Source organism: Saprospiraceae bacterium, assembly GCA_016713025.1.
Lineage (GTDB): Bacteria > Bacteroidota > Bacteroidia > Chitinophagales > Saprospiraceae > OLB9.
In genome coordinates this window covers 3821607-3842373 of record JADJPZ010000004.1, presented here as the reverse complement: position 1 = coordinate 3842373, position 20767 = coordinate 3821607, and the positions used below count along the sequence as shown (strand labels likewise).

At 37.1% G+C, this 20767-nt stretch carries 27 protein-coding genes, 1 tRNA gene and 1 pseudogene; 1 reads left to right on the top strand and 28 read right to left on the bottom strand.

All coding sequences use genetic code 11. The features are described 5' to 3' along the window. Nucleotides 1-237: 237 nt before the first annotated feature. From IPK35_22670 to IPK35_22560, 23 genes and pseudogenes are all read right to left on the bottom strand, one after another. Nucleotides 238-507, bottom strand: coding sequence for a transposase (locus tag IPK35_22670; GenBank protein ID MBK8055992.1), 270 nt, complete (start codon nucleotides 505-507; stop codon nucleotides 238-240). Next, nucleotides 495-1187, bottom strand: coding sequence for a DDE-type integrase/transposase/recombinase (locus tag IPK35_22665; protein ID MBK8055991.1), 693 nt, complete (start codon nucleotides 1185-1187; stop codon nucleotides 495-497). Before IPK35_22665 ends, IPK35_22670 begins: the two co-directional genes overlap by 13 nt. Beyond that, nucleotides 1159-1422 carry a helix-turn-helix domain-containing protein gene (locus IPK35_22660; protein MBK8055990.1) on the bottom strand — a complete coding sequence of 88 codons (264 nt, stop codon included), beginning with the start codon at nucleotides 1420-1422 and terminating at the stop codon, nucleotides 1159-1161. The genes IPK35_22665 and IPK35_22660 overlap by 29 nt, the downstream gene beginning before the upstream one ends. Before the next feature lie 27 nt (nucleotides 1423-1449). Beyond that, nucleotides 1450-2544: a group II intron reverse transcriptase/maturase gene (gene ltrA / locus IPK35_22655; GenBank protein ID MBK8055989.1), complete on the bottom strand. Its 1095-nt coding sequence runs from the start codon at nucleotides 2542-2544 to the stop codon at nucleotides 1450-1452. 656 nt (nucleotides 2545-3200) lie between these two features. Continuing rightward, nucleotides 3201-3773 (bottom strand): YdeI/OmpD-associated family protein, encoded by a 573-nt coding sequence (locus tag IPK35_22650; GenBank protein MBK8055988.1) that lies wholly within the window; start codon nucleotides 3771-3773, stop codon nucleotides 3201-3203. A gap of 2 nt (nucleotides 3774-3775) precedes the next feature. After that, a complete protein-coding gene (locus IPK35_22645; protein ID MBK8055987.1) occupies nucleotides 3776-4168 on the bottom strand; it encodes a RidA family protein in 393 nt (130 codons plus the stop codon). Between the two features lie 87 nt (nucleotides 4169-4255). Further along, a pseudogene (locus IPK35_22640) lies at nucleotides 4256-4947 on the bottom strand (YafY family transcriptional regulator). 1050 nt (nucleotides 4948-5997) lie between these two features. Further along, nucleotides 5998-6195 carry a hypothetical protein gene (locus IPK35_22635; GenBank protein MBK8055986.1) on the bottom strand — a complete coding sequence of 66 codons (198 nt, stop codon included), beginning with the start codon at nucleotides 6193-6195 and terminating at the stop codon, nucleotides 5998-6000. Beyond that, on the bottom strand, nucleotides 6180-6416 hold the full coding sequence (locus IPK35_22630; GenBank protein MBK8055985.1) for a hypothetical protein: 237 nt from the start codon (nucleotides 6414-6416) through the stop codon (nucleotides 6180-6182). The genes IPK35_22635 and IPK35_22630 overlap by 16 nt, the downstream gene beginning before the upstream one ends. Nucleotides 6417-6723: 307 nt before the next feature. Continuing rightward, the gene (locus IPK35_22625) at nucleotides 6724-6903 is read right to left on the bottom strand and encodes a hypothetical protein (protein MBK8055984.1); all 180 of its coding nucleotides are present in this window, start codon (nucleotides 6901-6903) and stop codon (nucleotides 6724-6726) included. Continuing rightward, a complete protein-coding gene (locus IPK35_22620) occupies nucleotides 6904-7350 on the bottom strand; it encodes a hypothetical protein (protein ID MBK8055983.1) in 447 nt (148 codons plus the stop codon). Between the two features lie 331 nt (nucleotides 7351-7681). Further along, a complete protein-coding gene (locus IPK35_22615; GenBank protein ID MBK8055982.1) occupies nucleotides 7682-8227 on the bottom strand; it encodes a hypothetical protein in 546 nt (181 codons plus the stop codon). Further along, entirely contained in the window at nucleotides 8214-8537 is a 324-nt protein-coding gene (locus tag IPK35_22610) for a hypothetical protein (protein ID MBK8055981.1), read from the bottom strand. Before IPK35_22610 ends, IPK35_22615 begins: the two co-directional genes overlap by 14 nt. 175 nt (nucleotides 8538-8712) lie before the next feature. Next, entirely contained in the window at nucleotides 8713-9183 is a 471-nt protein-coding gene (locus IPK35_22605) for a hypothetical protein (GenBank protein ID MBK8055980.1), read from the bottom strand. A gap of 301 nt (nucleotides 9184-9484) precedes the next feature. Next, nucleotides 9485-10243 carry a group II intron reverse transcriptase/maturase gene (gene ltrA, locus IPK35_22600; GenBank protein ID MBK8055979.1) on the bottom strand — a complete coding sequence of 253 codons (759 nt, stop codon included), beginning with the start codon at nucleotides 10241-10243 and terminating at the stop codon, nucleotides 9485-9487. Nucleotides 10244-10909: 666 nt separating this feature from the next. Further along, nucleotides 10910-11713 (bottom strand): hypothetical protein, encoded by an 804-nt coding sequence (locus IPK35_22595; protein ID MBK8055978.1) that lies wholly within the window; start codon nucleotides 11711-11713, stop codon nucleotides 10910-10912. Nucleotides 11714-12241: 528 nt separating this feature from the next. After that, a complete protein-coding gene (locus IPK35_22590; protein MBK8055977.1) occupies nucleotides 12242-12565 on the bottom strand; it encodes a hypothetical protein in 324 nt (107 codons plus the stop codon). Nucleotides 12566-12719: 154 nt separating this feature from the next. Next, entirely contained in the window at nucleotides 12720-13463 is a 744-nt protein-coding gene (locus IPK35_22585; GenBank protein MBK8055976.1) for a transposase zinc-binding domain-containing protein, read from the bottom strand. A 17-nt stretch (nucleotides 13464-13480) separates the two neighbouring features. Continuing rightward, nucleotides 13481-14383: a tyrosine-type recombinase/integrase gene (locus tag IPK35_22580; protein MBK8055975.1), complete on the bottom strand. Its 903-nt coding sequence runs from the start codon at nucleotides 14381-14383 to the stop codon at nucleotides 13481-13483. 176 nt (nucleotides 14384-14559) lie between these two features. Beyond that, nucleotides 14560-14868, bottom strand: coding sequence for a helix-turn-helix transcriptional regulator (locus IPK35_22575; protein MBK8055974.1), 309 nt, complete (start codon nucleotides 14866-14868; stop codon nucleotides 14560-14562). Continuing rightward, nucleotides 14849-15196 (bottom strand): type II toxin-antitoxin system RelE/ParE family toxin, encoded by a 348-nt coding sequence (locus IPK35_22570; protein MBK8055973.1) that lies wholly within the window; start codon nucleotides 15194-15196, stop codon nucleotides 14849-14851. Before IPK35_22570 ends, IPK35_22575 begins: the two co-directional genes overlap by 20 nt. Before the next feature lie 92 nt (nucleotides 15197-15288). After that, a tRNA-Leu gene (locus tag IPK35_22565) sits at nucleotides 15289-15375 on the bottom strand. Between the two features lie 454 nt (nucleotides 15376-15829). Further along, the gene (locus IPK35_22560) at nucleotides 15830-16207 is read right to left on the bottom strand and encodes a hypothetical protein (GenBank protein MBK8055972.1); all 378 of its coding nucleotides are present in this window, start codon (nucleotides 16205-16207) and stop codon (nucleotides 15830-15832) included. A 180-nt stretch (nucleotides 16208-16387) separates the two neighbouring features. On the opposite strand from IPK35_22560, the gene IPK35_22555 reads away from it, so the two are divergent. Further along, on the top strand, nucleotides 16388-17599 hold the full coding sequence (locus IPK35_22555; GenBank protein MBK8055971.1) for an IS256 family transposase: 1212 nt from the start codon (nucleotides 16388-16390) through the stop codon (nucleotides 17597-17599). Nucleotides 17600-17629: 30 nt separating this feature from the next. On the opposite strand, the gene IPK35_22550 is transcribed toward IPK35_22555, so the two are convergent. The 5 genes from IPK35_22550 to IPK35_22530 form a co-directional block, all read right to left on the bottom strand. After that, nucleotides 17630-17788, bottom strand: a complete 159-nt coding sequence (locus IPK35_22550) for a hypothetical protein (protein MBK8055970.1) — start codon at nucleotides 17786-17788, stop codon at nucleotides 17630-17632. Between the two features lie 129 nt (nucleotides 17789-17917). Beyond that, entirely contained in the window at nucleotides 17918-18427 is a 510-nt protein-coding gene (locus tag IPK35_22545) for a sigma-70 family RNA polymerase sigma factor (GenBank protein ID MBK8055969.1), read from the bottom strand. Continuing rightward, nucleotides 18424-19473, bottom strand: a complete 1050-nt coding sequence (locus IPK35_22540) for an alpha/beta fold hydrolase (GenBank protein ID MBK8055968.1) — start codon at nucleotides 19471-19473, stop codon at nucleotides 18424-18426. Before IPK35_22540 ends, IPK35_22545 begins: the two co-directional genes overlap by 4 nt. 193 nt (nucleotides 19474-19666) lie before the next feature. Continuing rightward, complete coding sequence (locus IPK35_22535; GenBank protein MBK8055967.1) at nucleotides 19667-19933, bottom strand: hypothetical protein; 267 nt, start codon at nucleotides 19931-19933, stop codon at nucleotides 19667-19669. Nucleotides 19934-19951: 18 nt separating this feature from the next. After that, entirely contained in the window at nucleotides 19952-20344 is a 393-nt protein-coding gene (locus tag IPK35_22530; GenBank protein MBK8055966.1) for a hypothetical protein, read from the bottom strand. Nucleotides 20345-20767 lie beyond the last annotated feature (423 nt).

The following is a 20767-nucleotide window of genomic DNA, read 5'->3' as shown; positions in this document are numbered from 1 at the left end:
ATAGTCCAAATGTCGTAACAATTTTTCTATGCACCAAATATTATATTTGCCATAGTAGCTTATTACGCCTTTTGTTTTGCCCCTAATTAACTGAACACTCATTAAGGCCTACTAACAGAACAAGGTTTTGTAATTCAAAAAAGACTACATACCTTTGTGATGACGGACGACCGACGGTGACGTTTTGTACCGAAGGTAGATAGCTCAGGCCTGACTATCTTTTTTTGAGTCTGCGACTCAATGACGGACTCCCTCTGGTTCAGTATTACCCGATGGATTCCCCTCTTTATATTTCAGTGGAGATTGAAGTTTCAATCTATGCAATAGCCACTTCTGGTTATATTTGGCAACAAATGTATGAATATTTTGATGTATTTCGTCTATATTTTTAAATGTATTGATTAAGGTTAATTGTTCTTTGAGCGTTCTGTGGAATCTTTCAATAACCCCGTTGCTTTGTGGGCTTCTTACAAAGGCAGAACTTTTTAAAATGCTTAAAAATTCAATTCATCTTCAAAAGCTTTGGAATCAAATTGAGTGCCATGATCCACTCTGAGCTTTAGATTTGTACCTTTACACACATCTTTGGCCACATTGCCAAACTCGGCTCTTACAGCGTTTCTGAGAGCTTGCATCGCATCATTTGCATTGGATGTTGTGTTTACGTACCATCCTTTAATTTCGCTATTGAAATGATCCGAGATATCAAATAAGTAAATTTTTCCTATACAAGTATGAAATTCTTTGATGTCCATGCCCCAGATTTGATTGGGACAATCCGTGATGATCTTACCGTCGTGATGATACCTGAGTGGGTGTGATCTGTTTTTTTGATGACACAGAAGCTCATTTTCTGTCATGATCCTTCTTAGCCTTTCCTTACCCACATCGATGCCATATTCTTCTTTGAGCCTAACCTTGAGTTTCTTATAGCCTTCTAAATAAAAAATAGGCTCGGCTATATACTTCCTTAAGGCTTGAAGCACTTCAACGTCTGAGTACACAGATTTTGGCCCTGGCTTACATTTATCTGTCTTCAATGACCGCCTGTCATACCAAGCTCCTACGCTTAGGTCACTGACCTTAAGAGCCAATCTAATATTTGGTTTTGGTTCTGTATTGATTAGCATGGAAACTATTTTTCTTTTATCTGACGAATCAATACCATCTTTTTTTATACAGGTCAAGCTCTATGGCTTGGCGACCAATGATCGCTTGGGCTTCACGCAGACGATGATCGTCCGAGCTCTTACGGAAACCTTCTTTACCTTTGCTGACAAAGATATCACGCCACTCACTCAATTGACTGGCAGATACATGATGGATTCTACAAAGTTCATCCAGTGACTCACCTCGCAATAATTGCAGTACCAATTCAGTCTTTTTATTGGTACTCATTCTTTCTTTTTTCTTGTTTTCCATAACACAAAATTAGTGATTTAAAAAAATTTAAACTTTTTTTGTGTTCGCATTTAATTGAGGGCAAGACATTTTCGTCTTAACGTTGAGCATCGCTGCTAGCTTGTGTAATGTTAGCGAACTATCTCGGTGAAAATCCATCTCCTTCCATTGTTCAATTATCCTACTTCGTGCTTTCATACTCATCTCGCAATCAAATCCTAGAAACATTCCGCCTTTTGTGGATGGTTTGCTCATGGGTTTGAAACTATATCCTAGAAAATCAAATTTCTTGGGATAGTCTTTTCTGATAGCTCGTTTGTAGTTGTGACAATAGACTATTTTGGTCTTCCCATCGTTTAGTCGCAATTTACATGCTGCTAATCTTCGCTTTATGCCTTCTAGTACATAATGGCTCTGTTGCTCACTGATACAGTGCACAATCACATCATCTGCGTAGCGTACAAATGCTACCGTAGGAAATGTTTTCTCTATCCATTTGTCTAGTACATAATGCAAAAACAAATTCGCTAGCAACGGACTAATCACTCCTCCTTGTGGTGTTCCACATCCTGTTTTTGCAACTAGTCCTTCTTTGGTCGAGATCGGTGTCTCTAGCCATCTTCTAATGTACATCTTTACCCACTTTTCTGACACATGTCGCTCAACGGCTTTCATCAATAATTCATGATCTACTTCATCGAAAAATTTGCTGATATCCATGTCCACGACCCATGCGTATTGCCTAGTGTTTTGTCGTACTTGCTCTATCGCTTGGTGTGCGTTCTTGTGAGGTCGATACCCATATGAATTGGCCATAAACTCCGATTCTAATCGTGGCTCTATAAAAGCCTTGACTACTTGCTGTGCTATCCTATCTGTAACTGTAGGTATGCCCAGCTTTCTCTCTCCACCTCCTGACTTGGGTATGATTACTTCTTTTACTGGCTTGGGAAAGTAGCTACCACTTGAAAGTCTGTTCCATAGTTTGTACAAATTTGGTAAAAGATTTTCCTCAAACTTTTGAAGATCCTCTTCGTCCACTCCTGCACTTCCTTTGTTACTCCTAACATGCCGATAGGCATCCCTTACCATCTCTTTGGTAATCGGAATAGGTTTTGATCTTGTCTCAAATAATTCTGTCATCCTTTGTTTTACTAAAGTTGTTTAACTACTTAAAACCGTATAACTACAGCCCTTCACTCCATGCTCATTACAAGCACTTCATCACTACTACAGCTGTATCCGCCATCCATATAAACATTGCTATTATAAGCCTCATGGGGTCTTCCCACTTGTGCCGTTCGCTTTGCATTTCATATGGACTTCCTGAGTTCCCTACAAAAGCCTGAAATAAGATTCATGTCTGCTCAATAGCGTTTGCCCCATAGCCAATAAGTAAGTTCTCGCTATGACTTTTCACTCGCAGCCAAAGAATACGAGCTTTTGACAAATTGTAGCCACCCTCTCACTACTTCATCACAGATTCATTTTCATTCATCTCTCTTATTCTTACCTGACCCATCTAGTGAGCCTTTTCCTCTTTCCGTTCAACACATTTCAATTACTATCCATGCACCGAGAGGCGGTTTGATGCCTCCGCTTACACAGCGACACCGATGGACCTACCATCATCTTTTGTAGAGCATTGATAAATCAATACAACTGATTTATCATTCACAGCACACCTTGCCGAAGTGGGGGATTTCGAAGCACCAATGTTCAAATTTACGAAAAACTGTCATACGAAGCACTGCACCGCCACTTTTGCCAAACCTGTGTTAGTAGCCGTTTTTCTTTCGTCAGTATTGCTTGGTTTTCTTGTTCTGTCCTGCAAGTTCAGCAATTTCGTCAATGCGTTTTTGTCGGGTTTCGGGCCGTTTGGCAAGAACAAGAGATGTCAGCATTGTTTTTCTAATCGTCTTACTTAAACTTTGAAAGTAGTCTTTTGAACCTTGATGTTTTTTAAATGCTTTTTCTAAGTCTTTGGGGATTATGAGTTCTTCAACTTCGTCAAGAATTGTCCAAGAACCGTTTTGTTTGGCTACTTCAATACTGTTCAAGCCTGCTTGTGTCATTAATCCTTTTGTGATAAGGTTTTGAACTTTCTCTTTGTTGATTTTTGACCAAGTGCTTTGCGGTTTTCGTTTGCTGAAAAATTGATGAGATTTTTCTTCGTCAATTTTGATTTTCTTGCTGTCTATCCAACCAAAGCATAATGCTTCATCAACTGCTACACTCCAAGAGATAGAGGGCTTCTCTGATGATTTAGCATAAAAAACAAGCCAAACAGATTGCTCGGACAAATGATTTTCTTCTAACCATTGTCGCCAATCTGCTTGACTTGTCGGATAAAAAATTCCTTTTTCGGTCATTGTTACTTTACAACCGTAGCTTCCAACTCTATGGTCAAAGTTGCAAAAAGTCCTTTTACTTCGAGAAGAGTGGTAGCTTGCTGAATTCCGTGTTTCATAAGAAATGGTACATAAACATCCATACAAGTTGTAAAGAACTCGTTTGTGTCTGTTGTGTAAACATTTAGTCGTACAATATTTTTGCACTCATAACCTGACTCGCCAATTAGTTGCTCCAAATTTGCGATGGTTTGAATGAGTTGACTTCTCATATCTGCATCACTTGGAACTCCGTTTGCGTCAATGGCTACTTGTCCTGAACAGTAAAGTGTTCCTTCTGCTTGCTTTACTTCTATGGCTTGTACTGAATTTGTGTTTTTACCCCAAGCCCAAGGGTCGAATGTTGTCTTTTGCATTTTTATCGATTTTAAAATGTTTGTCATTATTGACTTTGCAAAAGTAAAATGGGCTTATGACAGCCTTATGTCAGGGGTCAAAACGGATTAGTAAAATTTGTCAAAATATTCTTGTAAAGTCATTTTATGTGGCTCAATTTCTCAGTAAGAACTAGCATTTTAGAGATTCTGTCTAAACGGAAATATCGAAATTCTTTTCGCAAACGACACCAAGCAATAAGTAACCAATTTTCTGTTGTACTAATCAAAGCAAATGGCTCAACTATCCGACTTGTTGTTTCATTTTGTTCATTTGTATAGTTAATATTGATTAAATGAAAGTTTGTGAGTGCTTGTTGTAATTCAGAGATAATGTTGCTATTTCTATCTCTGTTTATGTTTTGTTCAAAACGAGTTCTGTCGGCAAGTAAATTTGCTTTGTCCTTGTCGGTTTGTCTTAAAACTGCTTTTATTTTGTCAATTGCTTCTGAATAGTCTTTTATAAATGAAGTGTCTTTGTTTTTCAAAACCAATTGTTCGGCAAGAATTAAAGCATTTGCTTGGCTTTCAGTAAACATTACAGGTGGAATTTTATAGCCGTCCATTAATGTATAGCCTTTTCCGTCTTCTGTAATGATGGGAACACCTGCTTGTTCCAAAGCTCTTATGTCACGATAAATTGTTCTGATGCTTACATTGAATTTCTCTGCAAGAGTTGTCGCTGTCAAAAGTCGTTTCGTTTGCAACTGGGTCAGAATTGCAGTCAGTCGTGAAAGTCGTTTTGTTTCGTTGTCATTCATTCGTCAAATGTCGGTATTTGGTTTCGGTGCGGTCTGTCCTAAAATGGCTACTAACGTTTTGGCTACCTGACGTGACGACGATAGGAGTCATCATGTACATGGTAGCCTGTGTGTGTGCCTTGAATGGCAAATGTACAACTCAGTAATGAGAAGTACAAACTGTTTAAAGAAACAGTTTATCTTGAGAGTGAAAGCCCGTAGGATAAATATCCAACGGGTTGAAAGTCTCTCATACGCTGGTGTAACGCCCGGAAGTATTAGCAAGCTGTCCGCCGCGGCGGATGGTTTAGAGTGATCTATGCACTGAAGTAAGCAGGACTGCAAAAGTCGGTACTCTGGGTGGCTTGCGAGAGCAAAGAGTAGGGATATAGGAACCGGATAAGAGGCTGGTCAGGTTGGGTTAGATGACTGACCGATCCCGAAGGGTGAAGTACTGAAGTGCTTCAAGGGAAGGAACCGCGAAAGCGGATGGGTTGACACACTAACGCCCGAAGTTCTGATACCTGATGAGTAGATTCGGCAGCGATTGACTGAAAGATATTTGCCTTACCGAGATGACTGACCGATCCCGCAGGGTCGATGCCCTTTTGTGGCATCGAAGGGAAGGAACCGGAACGGGTGGGTAGGTTGAGTTCATTGATTGAAGTATCAGAGAAGTCAGCAGAGGTCATAGTACCCATAGAACTGAGCCTGGGCTGGTAATTCCATACCTTGGTAGGTCTCACATTGGGGAAGGACTGAACGTAAGTCTCCAAGAAATTCGAATAGGAAAGAAATTCTTAGCCTATTCTTAAAATAATGGATAGGCCGAATAGGTGAAAAGAGCTATTTGGTTGATGATTTGCGAACCGCCGTATACGAGACCCGTACGTACGGTGGTGTGAGAGGCGCTCCCCATCAGCTTCGGCTGGTGGGGCCGTCTACTCGATTATGGCTTCGTGATTCTTAATTTTTCAAATGTTTTTATGAATTTTGGATTTCTTCTCATATCAACAAGTCCCAATACTGTTAGCACTTAGTCATCAAAATTATAATATACAAAGTAGTCTCTTACAGTCTTTTTCGTATCAAATCGTTAGTGGTTTTTGCTCCTGCTTCTGGGTATCTTGTTAAAACATCAAGCTCTTTTTGAAACATATTATAAAGCTTCTGTGAATATAAACTAGATCCTTTTCTTTCACTCCAATAACTAAGAATAGCTTCTAAATGTGTTTCAGCATTTTCTGTCCAAACTATTTTGAGAGCCATTGTTGAACTTTTATATCTATAAGTTCATTGGATATTGTTTGACCATTTTTCATTTGTTCAATACTAATATCCAATTCTTTTTGATGTTCTATTGGAATTATAAAAATTTCATCGGTTGATGTTTCGAATTCAATCAAATTAAGGATTTCTTCAAGTAAATATGCATCATTAACTTGATCAATACGTTCTTTGACTTGGTTTTTAAGTTCTGTACTTATCATATTTGACTTTTATTTGATAAAGAAACAACAAAAATAGACAAAAAGTGCCATTTACTTCTTCAAAACCTTAAGTACGTTGGATTCAAAATATCAAAAGTGAAGATTTATTGGGATTATATCAAATCCTACGTACTAAAATCTCTGGTCTCTAACCACAAAGATAAGGATTTCCATTGGGAAATTTTGAAAGATTTGTCCTTTACAAGAATTGTATTTATCAGGATGGTCGTTTCTTCCATTCATGAGCCACCAACGTTTTGTATTGACGACGTTTTTTGCGATAGCAAAAATGTCGTTCAATACTGTGTTATGGTTTCGTGATTCTTTCCTTCCTTAAAGATTTATAGCTTTCCATTTTCGAGATTTCATTTGCTGAATCGATCTTGATTTGAGGAATTTTATAATCCTTAAATTTATCTAAACTTTTGTCAACTACCATTAATGGATTTCTTTTGAAATCTCTTTTTGCAAGTTCCGCTACTTTCATTTATTTATTTTTTAATTGAATGATAAATGCATCAAAATTAACTCCTTTTTTAAAACGCAATAGTTCATTTTTAAGTTTCCCTTGAATCTCAAAATCTTCTGAAAGTTTATCAAAATAATTAGAAATGGCCATTTGATATAATCTTGTCCTTACAGGGTCGCTTCCCTTAAAATGTATTGAGTAAGTTGTCCTACTGTATAAAAATGCATAAACTGTTTCAGTAATTGTTGCTAAAATCATGTCTCTATCTCCGTTGTTTGTCCTAATGTCAAAATCTATTTCTCCTGTTTTAGAATCCAAATCTCCTAAAGCAAGATTATATAAATCAGGTTCGTTCATAGGTTGATATAATACAATTTTAGTGATTTTGCCATTCGGGCCATCACTTACAAACTTGAAAACGGTTTGATCTTCGTTAGTACTTATTTGATATTTTGGTAACTCCATTTACTCCTTCAAGACTCTATATCTCTGGTCTCCGACCACAAAGATAAGGATTCCGGATGGAAGTTCTGATAGATTTATGGTGTTTGAACTTTTGATGGTTAAAAAATCGTCAAAAGTTACAGCTCATTTTTGGATTGACAGATCACATATTCACCAATGTGTTGAAAATCTTGATATACAAGGAAATTTTCTTTAACGAAGTTAGGTCGTTTCTTTCTTTCATGAGCCATAATGTTTCGGGGTCAAGTAGACAAAGGCATTTCAGCCAAAGCCTCTCACAGAACCGTACGTGAAACTCTCGCTTCATACGGCTCTTGTTATACAAATCTATTCAGATTTTTGAAAATTGCCAATGATAAAATAGATTGGGGTACGAGGCTTTTATCTCTCTTAACCAATCAAATGCTCTTTGATAACTTTCTTTCATCCGCTTATACTTATTCTTAACCCATTTCGCTATACGATAGTCCAAATGTCGTAACAATTTTTCTATGCACCAAATATTATATTTGCCATAGTAGCTTATTACGCCTTTCGTCTTAACGTTGAGCATCGCTGCTAGCTTGTGTAATGTTAGCGAACTATCTCGGTGAAAATCCATCTCCTTCCATTGTTCAATTATCTTACTTCGTGCTTTCATACTCATCTCGCAATCAAATCCTAGAAACATTCCGCCTTTTGTGGATGGTTTGCTCATGGGTTTGAAACTATATCCTAGAAAATCAAATTTCTTGGGATAGTCTTTTCTGATAGCTCGTTTGTAGTTGTGACAATAGACTATTTTGGTCTTCCCATCGTTTAGTCGCAATTTACATGCTGCTAATCTTCGCTTTATGCCTTCTAGGTGTGTATAACAAATTGCACTAAGCGGCCGCATTAACAAATTTTTCAAGAATATGCCATGAGTTGCTCTTGTATAAGCATCTCAAGTTGGCTATCGCATTTACACCCTTTATACTCCATTTTTGTCCCGAGAGTTTCATTCGTGATTGTAATACACTCCTATGGGCTGCTTCTATTGGGCCTGAACCTATTAGTAAACCTCTGTCCCTATATGTTTTATAAAACATCCTTTCTTCATGTTCCTCATAATAATGGAGCGTTTTTTCTTTTATTTCTTTTGATTCTTCGCTTTTACACCTCAGCCTTTTTATATTCTCTATCACTTGATGTACCTTATCTTCCATCAAAAGTTTACATTGAATGTCGATCCAATTTTGCCGTTCTTGCTCTTTTAAAAATAATTTTATTAAGAGTACTAATTTTTCTTTGGCATGAAAAAAGTCTAGTATTTGCGTCGCTGCCGGATAATTGTCTTCCGCCCAGTTCCATATCCATTTAGCTCCATCTCCGATTATAACCTTATTTTGATATCCTATTAAATGACGTTCTAATTTTGGTAAAAATACGCTTACTCCCCCCCATGTGACTTACATACACCGAATTTCTAATTTCTGACCTTTTATCACTTACTTTCAATATGTTATTGTGCGTGAATATTCTAGCAAGTTTTACCTCTTTCCATTTTTCATCCCGTGTAAGTAGCATACTTCCATCTGCCATTACATATACAGCATCTTCTTTTTTAACATCTTCTAACTTAGGGATACAACTCTCGATATTGCGATCGATGGCAGGATCTAATTGATCTCCGTAATACTCACTTACTCTTTGTATTTGCATGCCGCTGATTTTAAGCCCTACAAGCTTCTCAAGCATTTCACTAGCTTCTTCAAATACCTTACTTTGCCCCAATAAACAAAGCAGCACCTGTAAGTATCGCGTAATGGCAAACTTTTTGGTGCCGCTACACAGAACGTGATCCTTCTTCAAGTCTAATTTACCAAAATAGGTGATTACTTTTTTTTTGAGTTTCTACTCTTTGGAATTTTACCTTGTGATTTATCCAGCAACGTTCTAGCAAAATTCCTACTTACTTCTATGAGCTTTAACTCATACTCAATTGGGCATTTAATTCCCGATTCTTGATCTAAAAAATGAACTAACTTCGGTTCTAACACTTCTCAGGATGGATTCTAAGATTTGATCTTTAGTGTCCATCGTTTCGTTTTTTATTGGTTAATAATACTCAGGTGTGGCAAATTTAATACTTTTTTTATTTTTGTGCAATTTGTTATACACACCCTTCTAGTACATAATGGCTCTGTTGCTCACTGATACAGTGCACAATCACATCATCTGCGTAGCGTACAAATGCTACCGTAGGAAATGTTTTCTCTATCCATTTGTCTAGTACATAATGCAAAAACAAATTCGCTAGCAATGGACTAATCACTCCACCTTGTGGTGTTCCACATCCTGTTTTTGCAACTAGTCCATCTTTGGTTGAGATCGGTGTCTCTAGCCATCTTCTAATGCACATCTTTACCCACTTTTCTGACACATGTCGCTCAACGGATTTCATCAATAATTCATGATCTACTTCATCGAAAAATTTGCTGATATCCATGTCCACGACCCATGCGTATTGCCTAGTGTTTTGTCGTACTTGCTCTATCGCTTGGTGTGCGTTCTTGTGAGGTCGATACCCATATGAATTGGCCATAAACTCCGATTCTAATCGTGGCTCTATAAAAGCCTTGACTACTTGCTGTGCTATCCTATCTGTAACTGTAGGTATGCCCAGCTTTCTCTCTCCACCTCCTGACTTGGGTATGATTACTTCTTTTACTGGCTTGGGAAAGTAGCTACCACTTGAAAGTCTGTTCCATAGTTTGTACAAATTTGGTAAAAGATTTTCCTCAAACTTTTGAAGATCCTCTTCGTCCACTCCTGCACTTCCTTTGTTACTCCTAACATGCCGATAGGCATCCCTTACCATCTCTTTGGTAATCGGAATAGGTTTTGATCTTGTCTCAAATAATTCTGTCATCCTTTGTTTTACTAAAGTTGTTTAACTACTTAAAACCGTATAACTACAGCCCTTCACTCCATGCTCATTACAAGCACTTCATCATTACTACAGCTGTATCCGCCATCCATATAAACATTGCTATTATAAGCCTCATGGGGTCTTCCCACTTGTGCCGTTCGCTTTGCATTTCATATGGACTTCCTGAGTTCCCTACAAAAGCCTGAATAAGATTCATGTCTGCTCAATAGCGTTTGCCCCATAGCCAATAAGTAAGTTCTCGCTATGACTTTTCACTCGCAGCCAAAGAATACGAGCTTTTGACAAATTGTAGCCACCCTCTCACTACTTCATCACAGATTCATTTTCATTCATCTCTCTTATTCTTACCTGACCCATCTAGTGAGCCTTTTCCTCTTTCCGTTCAACACATTTCAATTACTATCCATGCACCGAGAGGCGGTTTGATGCCTCCGCTTACACAGCGACACCGATGGACCTACCATCATCTTTTGTAGAGCATTGATAAATCAATACAACTGATTTATCATTCACAGCACACCTTGCCGAAGTGGGGGATTTCGAAGCACCAATGTTCAATTTAGTACAAATGTTCAATAGAAGTACAAATGTTCAATTTACCACTTCTGCCCCCATTTTGGCAAACCCCTGTTGTGCGTTCGTTTTTTATTTTTTCAGTCCTATTAATTTCCAAAAGTTAAATTTAGGTTTTTCAGATTGTTTGTTTTGTTCTTGGTACATTTTCTCCAAGTCCAAATATGATATAATTTCTACTTTTTGTCTGTCTGCAACTACAATACCATAATGATTGCCAACATTTGAACTAATTGTTTCAAACTTACCAAGTGAAAGCATTTTCTCGTTTATTCTTACTCCGTCTGCATAATCTTCAAAAATTTCAACTGGTAAAGGTTTATATTTCGGTGTCGATTTAATGAACTTTGAGAAAAAGTAAGGGTCTAAATCTCCAAATTCTTGACCAAATACAAGTGGAACTTCTATTTCTTGTTTAGTTTTAATGTTTACAAAGCCACAATGGAAACCGTGAACATAATAATTCCATCCTTCAACTTTTCCATTTGACCTTCCGTCTCTTTTAAGTTCGTTAAAAGTCTGCATTGGGAAGTCTTTGTTTAAGTTCAAGTCAAGCTTGTTAACCAACTTATTTAGCAATTCTTCTCCCAATTTTCGGTAGTCTTTTGCACATTGTTCAAAAAAATCTTGATTGTCTTCAATTTCTTTGTCCGTAATAAGTTTTTTAATGTTTATTTCTGGTTCAATTGTGTGTATTGATACTTGAAAGTTAAGCAATTCCTTTTTTAATTTCTGTCCGATTTCTTCTCTCTTACTTTGAATAGTTTTTTCAAAAACGAGCTTTATTGTCCGTTCCCTTGGAATAGATAATATCGTTTCAATTGAAGGAATTTGTCCAATCGAGTTTATTGTTATTATGTCTGTCGTTTTGTTCAACACAAAGGAAAGTTGATGAAAGCCTTACTACCAAAGCCGGAATTGGCAAATATTTCTAAAGGCTTCATCAACTTTACAAGTTGAACGAAGCCGGTTCTGGGAATAAGGGTAACGCTTTCAATTGAATTGGCTCTCAATGGTGTCTTTCGGCTTAATTTAATGTCAAATATAGGCAGGATATTTTATTTCAAACACAAAGGAAAGTTGATGAAAGCCTTACTACCAAAGCCGGAATTGGCAAATATTTCTAAAGGCTTCATCAACTTTACAAGTTTCATCCCGTAGGAATTCTTTCCAACGGGATAAACGAGGCCGGTGTTGGGAATAAGGGTAACGCTTTTTATTGAATGGGCTCTCAATGGTGTCTTTCGGCTTAATTTAATGTCAAATATAGGCAGGATATTTTATTTCATGTTGATTTTAAAAAGATTTGACATCTTATCTTTAATTTGCTACTGTACCGAACTGGTTTTGCTGGTGGGCAATCATATTTTTCTTTATCGAATGTGGTATTCTGTTGTATTTTTTTCATCTCGGTATTGGTTTTTGTAATGAATTGAATTGTGGTGGTGGTCTGGGAGTCGGGCTATTGATATAGGTTAATATCCATGATTTATCAGGTTTTATTTTTTCTATGCAATGATGATCAGACCCACACTTTTCACATTTGTATGGATGTAGTTTCATCAGTTCTGTGATGATTTCAAATACTGTGCGGATGGTTTGACCATTTCGTTTTACGGCATCAGGGATAGTGGTTTTGAGTTTGGATGAATGATTGTGGATGCCATAAGATCGGGATTTCTGAAAGTATGGCGGGAGGACATGCTGTAGGATGCCGCAAAGCTGCACAAGTTATGGTCGATGGCTACAAGAGGATCCATGATTTTGTATACTTTGGGAGCTACTTGACCTACCTGCTGATTTTTATAATCATTGTGTAGGAGGATGACTTTTTCGGAATCTTTGATGTAGTCGAGTCGTTTGTTGGATACGGCGACACGGTTTACCCCCTTGGAAAATTTCCTACGGGGTTTATATATTTTGCGAGATAATCTTCGATGATTTTGGTATCCATCGTCGGGCGTGTGGAGTGAACAACCCAACGGATTTTTTCCACATCAGTGATGAGTACTTCAAAATCATTGTGATAAGTGATTTTGCCTGATTTATGAAGAGATCTGAGCTCCTTGATAAATATGGCTTTGTAGCTTGCACAGATGCTTCTATACTTGTCGATCTTATGTTTATCCTTGGGGTAAATCCATGCTCCGTCATCGCTCAGACCTCCAAAAGTCACAAGGGCATGGACATGGATATGGTACTTCATATCAGACCCGAATGTATGAAGAATAGATGTCATGCCCGGAGTGTAACCCGATTTGGACCCTATGTTTTTGATGGTCATCCATGCTACTTTCATGATCAGGGAATAGATGACGGATTCATTATTGCGCGCAAGATTATTAAGTTGATGTGGCAGGGTGAATATGGTGTGAACATAAGGTATTTTGAGTAAATTGCTCCGGAGTTTATCCACCCATTGTTCCCGCTTAATACTCTGACATATCATACAATGACTATGCCCGCAACTGTGATAAATGTAATGTTTATGACCACAGTCATTGCAATGGATGACGGTAGCACCGAGTGCAGGTGTCTTGCAGACCCTGATGGCACGTATGAGTTTGATCTGTTGGTGTGATGGCTTGTATATCTCGATATATTGCTCCCCATAGTCTCGAAACAAGTCACCGATACTATTTCTTACCTGTACTTTATGGGCAGGTTGTCGATCGGATGTTTGATGTAGCGGTGGCGTTCCACACATAGGCCTATGTAGCGGATGGTGGTTCGCAGGTTTTTGTGCCCCATCTGTTCCTGTAAGAAGACCAAATCCGTGCCACCTTCGAGATGGTGTGTAGCATAACAGTTGCGAAGGGTATGTATTGACCCTTTTTTGGTGACTTTGGCCTTCTTTTTTGCCTGCTGCATGGCCAACTGAACAGAACGTGGATTGTAATATTGGGCTTTTACCTTGGCATTGAAGAGGTATATTTCCGGTTTTTCTCTGCGGTAATAATCCCTAAGTAAATCTATAAGTATCTGCGGAAGCATGATAAATCGGTCTTTATTGCCTTTAGCCCGTAGAATGACTATCCAACGGGCTGAACCTTGATTGATGCGCACCTGCATACGATGAGAGTCGATGTCCTCGATCTTCACATGGGTGGTTTCACTAAGTCGTGCACCTGTGACATAAACAAAGGTCAGTAACACTTGCTGTTTGAAAGTAGCAGCCGCTTCGATAATTTTGACTACATCTTCTTTGGATAGGATGGAAGGTAGTTTCTTTTCCTTGCGGGCACGTGGCAGTTTTGTCAGACTCCACGAGAGCATGAGCACATTTTTAAACCATTTTTGGATCGCTGAGTAGTCGGAATTGACCGTCTGCCAGTCTTTGCCAGTATCAAATCGGTGCAATAGATATTTACGCACTACATCATCGCTCATCGGCACATTGAGATGATGTTTTTCCCACCAATTGATAAACTGTTTCACAATCTGGACATACGTTTTGATGGTGCGTTTGGAGAAGTTTTTGAGTATCATAAACTCTTCAAATTCTACCACATGGTAATCACTTACATACTTTAATTCGGACATCATAACTTCGATTTTTGAGATAAATTAATACCACAAAAATAAGTCTTATTCAGCTCATTATCAGTAATGTACCACTGATCCTTTGGGGCAATGTGAGGAGGGTTTGTTCAACGGCTAGGCTATGTGATGGATGAAGCGATAGCGAATCTATCATCATAGCCGTTGTTATCTCGGGTTTATTAATTCATTTTAATTTTTAGTTCTAATTTACCACCAAAGCCTAATTCAATAATCTTTTCAAGTGTCGAAATTCGTGCTTCTTTGACTGAGTTTTCAATCTTTGAAATATAGGATTTCGTTGTTCCCACCTTGTCAGCAAGTTCTTGTTGAGTTAGTCCTTTTTTTAATCTTGCTTCTTGAAGCATTACTCCAATTTTGAAGTTGGTATAGCCTTCATCAAGTTCATCTCTTTTCTTAGTGCCTTTTTTACCAAAGAATTCTTCTTTTAATTCATTAAGTGATCCTACATTATTTATTTTCTTGCTCATATTCTTCTTTTATTTTTAACGCTTTTATGATTTCGGATTTAGGTGTCTTTTGAGATTTCTTATGAAAGGAATTAATCAATATAACCAATTGTTTCTCTGTGAAGAAACAAAATATCCTATAGATATTAGTTCCAAAGCTAACTCTAATCTCATAAAGACCTTCTGTTCCTTTTAAATGTTTTAAATATGTTTCAGGAACTTGTTCAAGGTCTTCAATCAATTCTAAAGTCCAAATGATTTTCTTCTTTACAGCGACTGGTTGCTTCCTTAGGAATTCTTTAAAATAATCCTTGTAAGTAACTACCTTCCGATGCTTTTTATTAACCATACTGCAAAGATAAAAAATATTTCACTATAGTGCAACTTATTATTTTTATTCCTGACATAAAAAACTATATTTCAAGTATCAAAAGTATTAATTGCAGGAGATTTGATTCGAACCAATGTTACTAAAACTAGTAATAACCGCTACTATAGCAATTGCCTTCACCACTCAGCCACTCCTGCAATGATTTTTTTAGAATGTGCTCACAGACTCTTTTTAATCCGAGATAACACAAAGGAAAGTTGATGAAAGCCTTACTACCAAAGCCGGAATTGGCAAATATTTCTAAAGGCTTCATCAACTTTACAAGTTTCATCCCGTAGGAATTCTTTCCAACGGGATAAACGAGGCCGGTGCAGGGAATAAGGGTAACGCTTTCAATTGAATTGGCTCTCAATGGTGTCTTTCGGCTTAATTTAATGTCAAATATAGGCAGGATATTTTATTTCATGTTGATTTTAAAAAGATTTGACATCTTATCTTTAATTTGCTACTGTAAAGAACTGGTTTTGCTGGTGGGTAATCATATTTTTCTTTATCGAATGTGGTATTCTGTTGTTTTTTTTTCATCTCGGTATTCAAATATAACAAAAAGTTCAAAAGAATTCCTTCAGCCCCGCTTTTGGCAATACCTTGTTAGCGGCTGGTGTTTACTTCGTCTTGTTCTTGATAGTTGTCAATTTGGTTTAGCAACTCCATAGATTGAAGAATAGGCTGCCATTCTTTACCTCTAAAAATCCACTGAAACCATTTTTTGTTTCGGTTTTCATATTTGATATTGAAAAATAACCACAAAGCAACCAGGGCGAATGATAAGGTAACCATTCCTTGCATTATCCATAACATCCAATTTTCGGCTACAAACATTTTAGCATTCCAATAAAAAGTAGTCCATAATGGAAGTTGTAAAAAAAGCAGTCGGGTTACATTTAGAGTAGATATTTTAAGTTTTGATATTTTTTCCTGAATAGTCAGTACAGGCTCACTAAAATCTATGCTGTTTATAAGGGCCAATTGATAGACATAAACACCTATGGCAATAGCAGTAAGGGGAGTGTAAGAAAGATTGTGTAAACTAGTATCAAGGAGTTAGGCTTCCATCTGTGGGGGGTACCCCCCACAGATGGAAAATTTTTTAATATGTTTGTGCGACCAAGTACAGACACATTTTTTAACCTAACAAATTTAATAGTTATGCAAAGTAACAAATTTAATCTTAATCTCTCTGAATTTCTTCAGGATGTCAAGTCTCTTAATGATTTTGACAATGTTATGAATGGTCTTTACAAAGATGGCATTCAAGAACTTTTAAAAGCTGAACTAAGTCATCATTTAGGCTATTCAAAACACTCGCCCGATGGGATTAATTCAGGTAATTCCCGGAATGGGTCTTATAAGAAAAAGATACGCACTACACAAGGACAGGTAGAGTTGGATATTCCACGGGATCGTAACGGTGAATTTGAGCCTATCATTGTTCCCAAGGGCCAAACTACCACTGAGAAAGTAGAATCTGTCATTACATCTCTTTACAGCAGAGGTATGAGCACCGATGACATAACAGCTCAAATTCAGGAAATTTATGGCTTAGACGTTTCTAAAACCTTTGTTTCAGATATTACAAACAAAATGATTCCGGCTATCCAGGAATGGCAAAACAGACCTTTGGATAATACTTATTACATCGTTTGGATGGATTGTATTTGTTTTAAAATCCGGCAGGATAATAAAATCATCAACAAGAGTATTTATATCGTTATAGGACTGAAAACCAATGGGATCAAAGAAGTTTTGGGCATCTGGATGAGCGCCAACGAGTCTGCCGCGTTTTGGCTTTCTGTCTTAAATGAGCTCAAAGACAGGGGCGTTAAAAAGATGCTCATTGCATGCACTGACAATCTTACAGGATTCACTCAGGCCATTCAAACTGCTTTCCCCGATACCGTATCCCAGCTTTGTATCGTTCATCAAATCAGAAACTCTATGAAGTTTGTCCCATGGAAAGATAGAAGGGCCTTCCTGGCTGATTTAAAAACTGTTTATGCCGCTTTAAATATGGAAACTGCTCTCATTGCTTTTGAAGCTTTTAAAGCAAAATGGGGGTCTAAATATGCCTATGCCATTAAAAGTTGGGAAGCAAACTGGTCAAATCTATCTCCCATGTTTCAGTATCCTACTAACATTCGTAAAATTATGTATACCACTAATACCATTGAAGGCCTCAACAGAGCCATCAGAAAATTTACCAAAACCAAAACACTTTTTCCAAATGATCAGGCAGCCTTGAAATCTGTATATCTTGCTATTCAGCAAATTCAAGTTAAATGGACAATGCCAATTCATAACTGGCATATTACTCATAATGAAATTTTAATTATCTTTGAGGATAATTTGATTCAGCCATAATTCTTTGAAGTTTTGTTTACACAAAATATTTTACAGCCTCGCAGTAAGCAATACTTGTATTGTTGCAGAAAGCAAGAAAAACAGGTTTGTTTCGCCTAAATGATTGGCTATTAAATTGCCAAGAATACTTCCAAGTCCTATTACCCAAATGATACCTACAATAAGCGTCATAATTTTTATTGGTTTCATTGAAGCAAGAACATTTTGGGATTTCAACCTCGTTATTTCTTCAGTATTTATTTTGTTTACTTTGAGACTACTTTCCAATTTTTCATTAGTTGATTGCCAAAGTAATTTTAATTCTTTTCGTTCATTGTTTTATGAATTGAATTGTGAAAATTTCTTTTTATGTTTCTCCTTGATACGTCCCAATTTTGTTCCTACATTGCTTACAGTTAACCCCATTATCTCCGATATTTCAGAGTGGCTTTTATCTTCTAAGTACAGAAACATTAGGGCTTTGTCAAGTTCGTTGAGTTCAGAAATGAACTTCTCTAAAAGGCTTAACTGTTCTTGCTTCTCAGTACTTTCTTCCTCTCTGATTGATGTAAGTTCCTCAACCAATGGAATATTTATATGCTGTCTTGTTACACTTTTTCTATAAAATGAAATAGAAACATTTAAACAAATACGATACAACCAAGTCGTGATAGCAAAAGTGTCATTGTACTTAGGCAACGATTTCCAAACTTGTATCATCATTTCCTGTAAAAGGTCTTGCCGTTCATCATCATTTCGGCAATAGGCTTTGGCAATCTTAAACAAAACGCCCTTGTGTTGTTCAATGATTTGATGAAACTTATTTTTTTGTTCATTGTTACTTATCATAGTGCCGTAAACCATTTATTTATGAACTCAAATGCTTGTGAGTTATGCCTAATACCGGTGTGCGTAACGTTCTCTATGATTTGTACTTCGGCTTTACTGTACTCTGTTACAGCATTTTTCATTGCTCCCGCACTGAAAGCCTCGTCTTTTCTGCCAATCAAAACTAACATTGGAACATTTATCGATTTTAAACCCTGCTTGTAGTTGTCTGGTGACATACTCATATTTGCTCTATATGTGTACTTTCTTAATGGCATATTTTCAGGCAAATTAAAAAACAATACAGGCAAACTGTCGTGGGAATGATTACCAATTTCATTGAACATTTTTAATCCAATTATTCTCGTAAAGTGAATTTTCATAAAAGGTTCCGACTCACTTGTTTCCGTTGGTGGTGTTTGCGGAATAGCGGGTGAATTGTGCCCCAAAAGTGGTGCAAACAATAAATATCCGTCAACTTTTGTTTTATTATTCTGCAGTGCATAATTCAAGGCAACGCCACCACCCATAGAATGTCCTGCAATGATGATTTTCCCATTGGGTTTCTCTTTACGGATTTCTTTAATAATGTCTGCCAAATCATCAACATACTGATTTATGTAGTCTACATCTCCTGCCTTGCCTTCTGACTTTCCGTGTCCCCTTAAATCAATTGCAAAAACCTCCGCTTGTGTTGCCTCTTGCAACAATCCTGCTGTCTTATTATACAAATATGCAGTACTTGCCACACCGTGAATAAGAACAATTGTATTTTCTGATTTTTTAGGCAATAGATAAGCAAATATTTTCCTTTTGTCCCTAACGGTGAAGTAGTAGTCGTTGGATTTATAAACCTGTTCAAAGCCCATCTCTTTTATGGTCTCTGGGTCAATTTTCGATTGCTGGGAAGGCTTAAAAGAAGGCTCGGGCATATTGATAAGTTTGGTTGCCTCTATAACCAAACTATCTTTATTTCCCTTGAAATATTCGTGCAGGATGCTTTGTCCCGAAGCGGTTGTAACAAATAGAAAAAGTGTTACGATTGAAATAATTTTTGTCATTCTCATTTTGCGAATTATTAAAAGTGAAACTTGATTTACCTAATTATTCGCAACGACTGTCAAAAAATCACAGTCAGGGTCAAAATATTTTTTATTTTCACTGTGTAAGGTGTCTTTTTACGCTTGCCACTAACGCCTAGGCTATGTGATGGATGAAGCGATAGCGAATATATCATCATAGCCGTTGTTACTTGCTTTTTTAATTTTTTGAAATGATGTTTTGAACTACCTTCATCTTTTCGGCTTTTCTGCATATCTTAAAATTTACTAAGCTCTTTTTAGCAATCAAATGTTCTAATTTATCAAATAACGCTTTTCTAAACTCTATTGGACTTTCCCCAAAATAGTATTCGATAGTTTCATTATTTAGTTCTTCAGAAAACCCTAAGAATCCCGTTTCGAGGTCAATAATTGCTTGAACCGTTTTATTATGAATTTCTAAATTTATTGGTAATTGATAAATCATATCACTTGTTTAGTTTTGTTATCCAGTTCTTGCTACATTTTGAAATTCCCACTCCTTCATATATAAGTGTACTATTAGATCCACATTATCATCTTCGAACATAAGTTGCCATGATCCATCTTCTATATTGCTTATATCTATTGATTGCAAATTAATTTGTTCGTATGAATTTTCTTCTTCATACCAATTATCAAATTCAGGTTTTACTTGATCTTCTATCAAAACAGGAATTAACTCCGTCCATTTCTCATCCATTAAGTGCAAAAATCCAGCTTGAAAATCAGTCAACTCTTGAATTGAATTTATATTACTGCCGAAAAGAAATTCACCATAGTTTTCCCATACAGTTTGCATTATTGAATCTAAGGAATCAGAGTTCGATCTACCTTTTATTTCTTCTACAAAACTCATTTTCTATTTTTAAATTGCAAGTAACACAAAGGAAAGTTGATGAAAGCCTTACTACCAAAGCCGGAATTGGCAAATATTTCTAAAGGCTTCATCAACTTTACAAGTTGAACGAAGCCGGTTCTGGGAATAAGGGTAACGCTTTCAATTGAATTGGCTCTCAATGGTGTCTTTCGGCTTAATTTAATGTCAAATATAGGCAGGATATTTTATTTCAAACACAAAGGAAAGTTGATGAAAGCCTTACTACCAAAGCCTGAAGTGGCAAATATTTCCAAAGGCTTCATCAACTTTACAAGTTTCATCCCGTAGGAATTCTTTCCAACGGGATAAACGAGGCCGGTGTTGGGAATAAGGGTAACGCTTTTTATTGAATGGGCTCTCAATGGTGTCTTTCGGCTTAATTTAATGTCAAATATAGGGAGG